The sequence below is a fragment of the Methanoculleus sp. UBA374 genome, assembly GCA_002508705.1.
GTDB lineage: Archaea > Halobacteriota > Methanomicrobia > Methanomicrobiales > Methanoculleaceae > Methanoculleus > Methanoculleus palmolei.
This window is the reverse complement of the sequence record DAYL01000003.1, coordinates 66504-74126: the sequence shown is the minus strand read 5'-3', so window position 1 is coordinate 74126 and position 7623 is coordinate 66504. Positions and strand designations below refer to the sequence as shown.

Genomic DNA, 7623 nt, shown 5'->3' with positions numbered 1-7623 from the left:
GTCGTTCCCCGCGTGGCGATACCCAGAGAAGAGCCGTATCAGAGCTTTGACGCCAGAGACCACTCAATTTTTCGCGGGGAGGCGACAGAATACTCTGAACTATAGGAATCGTCAGCCGCTGGAAACTTTTAGGATGACTTCCATATATTTTTATCAACCCTTTGAAGTATCCTGCGCTACAAAGGTCGCAAATATTCCTCCCACGCTTTGAGTATCTTCTTAAAATGTCCGACTTTAATCTATTAATCTCCTCTTTTTGTGCGCCCTCTTCAAATCGTCTCTTCACATATAAGGATGCGCGCAAGGCCGTGTAATCATCATCGGGGATTTTGCCCTTAAAGAAGGACAGAAATTCCCGCTCTTCATTTGAACTCTCTGTGGTTTTGATCTCTTCAAGTATTTCTTTGGATCCGGTCTCAATCAACAAAGCGTTATGTTCTCTGACCGCATCCGCGATCACCGGCTTTAATTCTTCTATCTTATCCTCAGGCAGTTTTTTCCAGTTGATCTTAAGTGCCCCATTGGTTTCATCGAAACTAACTACATCTGCTCCTGGATCAGCGGTGATATTTACAGTTTTCACCCCAACTTGGATATTTATGTTCAGATTAACCCTCACGAATTCTTTGAGGCTATCAAGGAAAGCCATGTTACTCAAGCGTGTCCAGGAGCTTGATTAATGAGGGCAAGTCTGCTTTGATGAATATTTCAGAGCCTTTTCTTATCCCGGCAAATTCATCTAATGCGACGTTTTCTCCGTCGGGTGTGAGAACTCGCTGACTTGGATCATCGCGTTCAACAATATACCCACTATCATCTACGGTTTTATCAAAGCAAGACAACATTTCCAATTTTAAGTCTGCATCGAATGTGATAACTCCCTCATGGAGGCTCTGCGGCATCTTCTTCACTAATTCCTATTGGATCTCTTTATCCAAATAAATCTTCCTTAATGTGTCTCTTGATTTGGTTGAAATACAGATAACTCCATACAGGGTTGCTTGAAAATGATATAATTGTATTCAAGATTGCAAAATACGAAAGTGCACATGGTCCCGGTCGTTCGCTAATTTTAGAACCCATACAGAGTTCCCTCAACTCCCCAGCCGTCACCAAAGAGGTGACAGTCGAGCACGAGATGTCGCGGCCCGGGTTTCGTCCTTCCGGAAGTATGTTCCCATGCAGTGGACCGTGGTGGCTATCGTCACCGGGGGTGGGGACGGGAAAATCTCCCTCCCATAGGAGGGTATCCGTACGTCCTTCCAGAAGCCCTTACTCGAAGACCTTCGGTCTTCTCAAACCCGGACGTCCCGTCCGGCGTACCCTGCCTGCTCCTGCGGCGCTTTAACTCCTGCCCTTCGGCCAGTCGTTCCCCGTCGCCCTGAGTCCCCCGAACTGCGATATTCCAGAATCAGTAACTTCGCTCATGTTAGCGTCCGGCATCGAACGATAAGGTCTCCCGTGACGCCTTAACGGGAGTCGGCAGCACCCGGAATTCGGTAGTTTGATCTTCGGGGTATGGTGAAGTACCAGCACCGCGGAGCACCCGTATCTCTCCCCTTCAAATGCAGATATTGCGTCTTGGAACTCTGCGACAAATGTTGACTCCCTCCGGATCACGATTACGCAGGCATAGAGTCTTGGAAGAGTTCTGCTACCACGCACTCGCAAAGATGGAGCGGCCACACCTTATCCGTCAAAAGAGCATGGCCGATCGTGAGCAGAAAGAGATGTGCACGATGGGAGCACCGGTACCCCACGACGCAATACTTGAAGAATGTCAAGCAATGTCAGAACTCCCTGTGCTTAAGCAGGGAGTATGTCAGATCATAGGACTCTTCATAGGACTCTTCAGGCACTTTCACCCCGCGCCCGGCACAGGCTCTTTTTCCTGCGAGTCGATGCCTTCGGTATGTCGATGCAAGAGCAGAAACTCACCCGTCTTACCGCCGCCGGGAGGTTCGACCTCTGCTGTCCCGGAGAGTGCATTCGGCCCCTCCTGGCTGCGCACCATGTTACGTACAACCGCCGGGCGGGAGGGTGCGGGCGGATGCTCAAGGTCCTCCTCAACGGCACCTGTTCCTACGACTGCGCCTATTGTGCCGTCCGCCTCGAGCGAGAGCGGCTCTCGTTCGCCCCGGAAGAACTTGCCGGGGCTTTTCTCCGCCTCTGGCGGGAGGGACTTGTCGGCGGGCTTTTTTTGAGTTCCGGAATCGCTCGCGACGTTGATTGCGTAATGCACGACCTCGTGGAGACGGGGGAGATCCTTCGCCGGCGGGGCTACGACGGCTACCTTCACCTCAAAATCCTCCCGGGCGCCGCCCGTGTCGACATCCACGATGCCGCATGCGTGGCGGATCGGATCAGCATCAACCTGGAGGCGACGTCCCCCGACCGCCTCGGGAGCATCGCCGGGGTGAAAGACTACCGGCAGGATATCCTGAAGCGCCAGGCCTGGGTAGCGGAGGAGAAACCCGACCGTCACACCACCCAGATCGTTCTCGGGGCGGCGGATGAGACCGATGCGGAGGTCCTCGCCTGCCTCGCCGACCAGTACCGGCGGGTCCGGCCGTCCCGGGTTTACTTCGCCGCGTTCCGCGCCCTGCCGGGAACTCCTCTTGCGTCGCACCCCGATACCCCGGCGTGGCGGGCTCGGCGGTGGTATCAGGCCGATTACCTGCTCCGGGACTACGGCGTTGCGGCCGATGAACTCCGGGCGGTTCTCGATGAAAAAGGGTTTTTCCCGAACCGCGACCCGAAGGAGGTCCTTGCAACCGGTCAAAGCCCGGTGAATGTCAATACCGCTCCGCGCTGCGACCTTCTCCGCACTCCCGGGATCGGGCCGAAGGGTGCGGACCGGATACTCGCCCTGCGCCGGAAACGGCCGTTCACCGGGCCTGCCGACCTCGGACGGGCCGGAGTCCGGGGAACGATCGCCGGGCGTTACCTCACGTTCGGCGGGCGGGAAACGGTGCAGACCCGACTTTGCCTGTAGCCCGGGAACGAAGGTTCACCTGAGTTTGCCGAACTCCGTACTTACATCCGCGGCAGACTGGTAGGTCCGCTCGCCGAACGTCTCGAGCGCGGCGATCACGTCTTCCGGTGCGCTCATCCCCCGTGCATGGGCGACGAGGTCCCGCTTGCCTGCCGGGTAATCCATTCCCTTGAGGTAGACCTGCAGGTCTGCGGCGGAGAGGTGTGCGAAAGACAGCCTCCTGGCTCCCGTTTCCTCTCTCGCCCGCGTGAGGGGTCCGGTCGTCGGAGCATGCGCCTCCGCCGCCGTCCGGGTCTCCACCGTTCTGCCCTCCACCTCCTCCGCTTTTATCGGCCTCTCTTCCCGAACGGGGATCTCCCGCGCCCCCGCCTGCCCGGTCGTGACGGTCTCCCGGGGCGTGGCCTCCGTCCGGGTCACGGCCCGGGCCTCCTCCTGGCTCGGGGGGCCCATCGGCCGGGTCGACTCGATCAGGTTCCAGTTTGCTTCCCTCGGCCAATCCCCCTCCGAAAACCCCGACTCGCTGTCGATTTTATGTTTGCTGATGTTCACCACAAAAACATCGTCCCCCGGCCGGTAGACCATCGCCTCAATCGGGATCGCGAAGATCTTCGACCCGAGACCTAACATGCCCCCGGTCCTGAGGACCGCGTACGCCACTTTTCCCGTGGGGAGCCCGATCCGCAGGCTTGAGATCTCCCCGAGGTCGTAGCCTTCCGGGTTCTTCACCCGCTTTCCCACAACATCTTCGGACGAGAAGAACTCCTGCCCTTCCGCCCTCCGCCGCTCCAGAATCGTTTCCGCCATTGCAACCACCATATCCCTGGTGCGCTTTCGAAGACGATCCCGCCTTCGCGCGGAGCGGGCGATACGTGTTGCGACTATTTAACTTATGGGGGTGGAGGGAGGTGGAGCGGGAAGTCCCCTGTCGACTCAAGGTAGCCGTCCGGGCATCGGCAGGTTTCTTCCAACGCAGATAGAGTATGCGGGGGAGGCGGGAAGGGTATTTCCCGGCCGTCGCCCGCAACGCAGGAGTTCCCCGTATCACTTGACGATGCCGAACTCCGCGCCCACATCGGCTGCCGACTGATAGGTCCGCTCACTGAAGAGTTCGAGTGCGGCAATCACGTCCTCCGGGGCATTCATCCCCCGTGCGTGGGTGATCAGGTTCTGTTTGTCCGCAGGGTAGTCCATCCCCTTGAGGTAGACCTGCAGGTCTGCGGCGGAGAGATGCGCAAGGGACGGCGCTCTTCTCCGGGTTTCGGGAGGCCTCTCACCGACTGCTGCACCGGTCTTCCCGGATCGGGTCGCCGTCTCAACCGGCCGCTCCGTCCGGCTCTCTTTGCCGAACTCCACGCTCACGTCTGCGGCCGACTGATAGGTCCGCTCACCGAACCCTTCGAGCGCGGCGATCACGTCCTCCGGAGCGTTGTTCTTCCGGGCGTGGGCGATGAGGTCCCGCTTGCCCGCGGGATAGTCCATCCCCTTGAGGTATGTCTGCAGGCCGACGGCGGAGAGGCGCCCGCCTGCCGGTGCTCCCCTCCGTCCCTCTTTGCCGAACTCCACGCTCACGTCTGCGGCCGACTGATAGGTCTGCTCACCGAACCCTTCGAGCGCGGCAATCACGTCCTCCGGAGCGTTGTTCTTCCGTGCGTGGGCAACGAGGTCCCGCTTGCCCGCGGGATAGTCCATCCCCTTGAGGTATGTCTGCAGGTCTGCGGCGGAGAGGTGCGCGAGAGACGGCTTCCCGGTCGCTGTAACCGGGCGTTCTGCTCCCGCTCTCTCCCTGGTCCCCATCGTGGGTTCGGGCGTCGGAGCGTGCGCCTCCCTCTCCGCCGGATATTCCCTCCCGGCCTCTTCAGCCGGATGCGCCTTCTGCTGCCCTCCCCAGCCGGCTGCAACCGTCTGAACGGCGGGCTGCGGGATATCTCTCTCCTCTTCTCGGCGCATCGATTTCGCTGCGGTCGCCGCTGTCGCTGCCGTCGCTGCCGCCGCCGGGACTGTCCGGACCAGACTCCAGTCTCCTTCCCGGGGAATTCTGTCCCTGGTATATCCGGAATTACTCTCAAATGTCTGTTTATCCGCATCGATGACGGCGATCCCCTCTTCAGGCCGGATGCGAATCGCTTCCCAGGGAATGGCGAAATGTTTCTCGCCGAATCCGAGGATTCCGCCGTACGAGAGCACCGCATACGCGATGCACCCGGTATCGCGGTCGATCGCGATGTCTCCGACCTCACCGAGGTTTTCTCCTTCCGGGTTCTGTGCTTTGAGATCCCTGATGTCGTCTGTGCGCATCAGGTTCATTGCCCCTTCCGTTCTCGGTCGGGTTTCCAGCACCGACCCTGCCTGTCTCTCAACCATCCTTCTGCACCTCCAGTGTGTTCCCGCCTTGGCGAAGGGGATACCCCCTCAAGGCATGGGGGGTAGAGGATCGAAGATACTTAAGAGTTTCCCGAATAGGACGGGATCGGAATATTGCAACGTAGCGGGGGAGGGGTTGCCGTCCCGGACTTTACGTCCGGTCCCGGGCGTAGCGGAGAATGAGTTCGGTCGCCGCCCTGATATCCTGCCCCTGCTTCCTTGCCTCGGCGAGGTACGCGGCGTAGACTTCTTCGGTCACGAGCCGGATCTGCGGGCGGTACATATCGGCATGCATCATCAGGTCAAAGCACCGGGCCTCGCTCTCCGTGAGGTTCAACGCCCGGTACTCCCCGGTATGGGGAATAAAAGACGGGTTCTTCTCCCGTGGCGTCCTTGCCGCGAGGGCGGCAAGCGGTGTCCCGGGAATGGGTTCGGCGCTGCTTATGAAGACGTCGTCGAGAGAGAGACGGGCGATCAGGTCTTTTGTCGCCTCGTAGTCCCGCTCCGTCTCTCCGGGGTAACCGACGATGAAACTTCCCGCAACCCTGAGGTTGTGCTCCCGGCACCGCTCCACCGCTTCCTCGACCTGCCGCACGGTCGCACCCTTGCCCATCATCCGGAGCACCCGGTCGCTCCCCGACTCGATCCCGAAGAAGACCCACCCGATGGTATACCGCCGGATGGCGTCCAGGACCTCATCGGTGATGCAGTCGACGCGGATGTCGGGAGAAGAGACGTTCCGCGGCCCCATCACCCCGGCCATCCCGCGAAGGAGGCCGATGAAGGCTTCCGGGTTCATCTCCCCGTTGTGAGAGCCGTAGAGCGATCCGGTCCCCCCGGAGACCGAGAGCCGTGTGGCGCCGTGCGCCGCAAAAGCCTTCACCTCCTCGACGATGCTTGCAAGCGGCCGGCTCCGGACCGCTCTCCCGAAGAACCGGGGCACCTGGCAGAAGGTGCATCCCCCGATGCACCCCCGGTGGGTCTCGATGTAGGCGCTCGCGCCCCGGATGCTCTGGCTCCCGATGTCTTCCGGGATCAGGGGGAGCGGCCGGTCGATCGGCGCTGGCGGTGCGGGCGGCGTCACGACCACCCGGTCGCCGTCGAGGTAGGCGATCCCGGGGAGGATAGTCGAGACTCCCTCGGTGACGAGGCGGACCACCGTCTCCTCCCCTTCGCCGACGACCACCGCGTCGGGGCCGAGCTCCCCGAGCACCATTTCCGGTGCGGCCGATACCGGCCCCCCGACGTAGACCGCCCCCCCCTGCTCGCGGTGGGTCCGGACCAGATCCCGGATAGCGGGATCGAGGAGGTGCTGGGTCGAGAAGAGGCTCATGAGCAGGATTGGAGTGGCCGGAGCGGCGGGCGTTCGGGTGAGGGTCACCCGGTGGCCCGCGTCGCGGAGGACGCCGCCGATCAGCATGGCGCCGTAGGTATAGATACCGGGGGAGAGTATCGTGATATCCATTGCTTACTGTATCGGCGGAACAGTATACAAATGGTGGGGGTCCCCCGGTTGCCCGGTCAGAGCGGCGTCGGCTGCTTGAACCGCCGGGCCTCGGCGACGGTGTGGGCGTTCCGATCCGATGCGGTCGACAGCTGCACCTGGAACCGCATGATGTCGGCTATGACGGGCTCCGGGTTCCGTAGCAGGACCTCTTTTGCCACGGCGCGGGCTTCCCGGAGCCTCCCCGACCTGCGGAGCAGGTCCGTGAGGAGCGCCTCGTCCGCCCCCTCCTGATGGGCCAGGCGTTCGCCCCGCTCCCACGCCCGCTGCAGGAGGTCGGCGGCACGTCTCCGGCAGATCCGGGCGGGCACGTCTTCCCCTTCGTCGTCGCAGGTCCAGGCCGCGTGGAGGGATGCCCACGCAGCCCGAGCGGGGGCGCCGAGTTCTTCCTGGATGATCGACCAGCAGAGGAAGGTGTTTGCAATCTCCGGGAATCTCCGGGAGTCGAGCTGCACCCGGTAACGCGGGAGTTTCACCACGTCGGCCGCACCCTCCGGGGCTTTGCCCGGGTCCGGGGCGCAGTAGCCGCAGGAAGGGCACCGCTTCACCCATGCATAGATGGTGGACCGGAGGGGTTCGGCGGGGCGGGTGTCGAGGTCCCGCGACCCGACGTTCGCGGCGGCTTCGGGGATGGTGAACCGGCAGGTCTCCCCGCAGACTGCACAGGTCGTATTGAGGTAACGGAGGTGGGTCATCGATAGCCTAAATTACATAATATCCAGTATATACTTTGTCATGGATGAAAATCCGCGGGATGACGGGT

7 protein-coding genes are annotated in these 7623 nt (G+C 61.1%); 1 reads left to right on the top strand and 6 read right to left on the bottom strand.

Translation table 11 applies throughout. From position 1 onward, the window contains the following. Both BRA42_RS01130 and BRA42_RS01125 read right to left on the bottom strand, forming a co-directional pair. Positions 1–649 (bottom strand): hypothetical protein (locus BRA42_RS01130; RefSeq protein ID WP_342772063.1); only part of this gene is annotated, 649 nt, incomplete at its 3' end. A 1-nt stretch (position 650) separates the two neighbouring features. Then, a complete protein-coding gene (locus BRA42_RS01125) occupies positions 651–911 on the bottom strand; it encodes a hypothetical protein (RefSeq protein ID WP_292407224.1) in 261 nt (86 codons plus the stop codon). Positions 912–1912: 1001 nt separating this feature from the next. Here BRA42_RS01125 and BRA42_RS01120 point away from each other — a divergent pair. After that, positions 1913–2995: a radical SAM protein gene (locus BRA42_RS01120; RefSeq protein WP_342771900.1), complete on the top strand. Its 1083-nt coding sequence runs from the start codon at positions 1913–1915 to the stop codon at positions 2993–2995. A gap of 15 nt (positions 2996–3010) precedes the next feature. On the opposite strand, the gene BRA42_RS01115 is transcribed toward BRA42_RS01120, so the two are convergent. The 4 genes from BRA42_RS01115 to BRA42_RS01100 all read right to left on the bottom strand — a co-directional run bounded on the left by BRA42_RS01115 (position 3011) and on the right by BRA42_RS01100 (position 7555). After that, entirely contained in the window at positions 3011–3799 is a 789-nt protein-coding gene (locus BRA42_RS01115; protein WP_342770649.1) for a DUF2795 domain-containing protein, read from the bottom strand. Positions 3800–4036: 237 nt separating this feature from the next. Next, positions 4037–5356, bottom strand: a complete 1320-nt coding sequence (locus tag BRA42_RS01110; protein WP_342771191.1) for a DUF2795 domain-containing protein — start codon at positions 5354–5356, stop codon at positions 4037–4039. 151 nt (positions 5357–5507) lie between these two features. Further along, positions 5508–6821: a methyl-coenzyme M reductase glutamine C-methyltransferase gene (locus tag BRA42_RS01105; protein ID WP_292407239.1), complete on the bottom strand. Its 1314-nt coding sequence runs from the start codon at positions 6819–6821 to the stop codon at positions 5508–5510. A gap of 56 nt (positions 6822–6877) precedes the next feature. Next, positions 6878–7555 carry a hypothetical protein gene (locus BRA42_RS01100; RefSeq protein ID WP_292407242.1) on the bottom strand — a complete coding sequence of 226 codons (678 nt, stop codon included), beginning with the start codon at positions 7553–7555 and terminating at the stop codon, positions 6878–6880. Positions 7556–7623: the final 68 nt, after the last annotated feature.

Coding starts and splice junctions, on each gene's coding strand:
- BRA42_RS01120 (WP_342771900.1), top strand. CDS start 1,913: ATGTCGATGCAAGAGCAGAAACTCACCCGTCTTACCGCCGCCGGGAGG.
- BRA42_RS01115 (WP_342770649.1), bottom strand. CDS start 3,799: ATGGCGGAAACGATTCTGGAGCGGCGGAGGGCGGAAGGGCAGGAGTTC.
- BRA42_RS01110 (WP_342771191.1), bottom strand. CDS start 5,356: ATGGTTGAGAGACAGGCAGGGTCGGTGCTGGAAACCCGACCGAGAACG.
- BRA42_RS01105 (WP_292407239.1), bottom strand. CDS start 6,821: ATGGATATCACGATACTCTCCCCCGGTATCTATACCTACGGCGCCATG.
- BRA42_RS01100 (WP_292407242.1), bottom strand. CDS start 7,555: ATGACCCACCTCCGTTACCTCAATACGACCTGTGCAGTCTGCGGGGAG.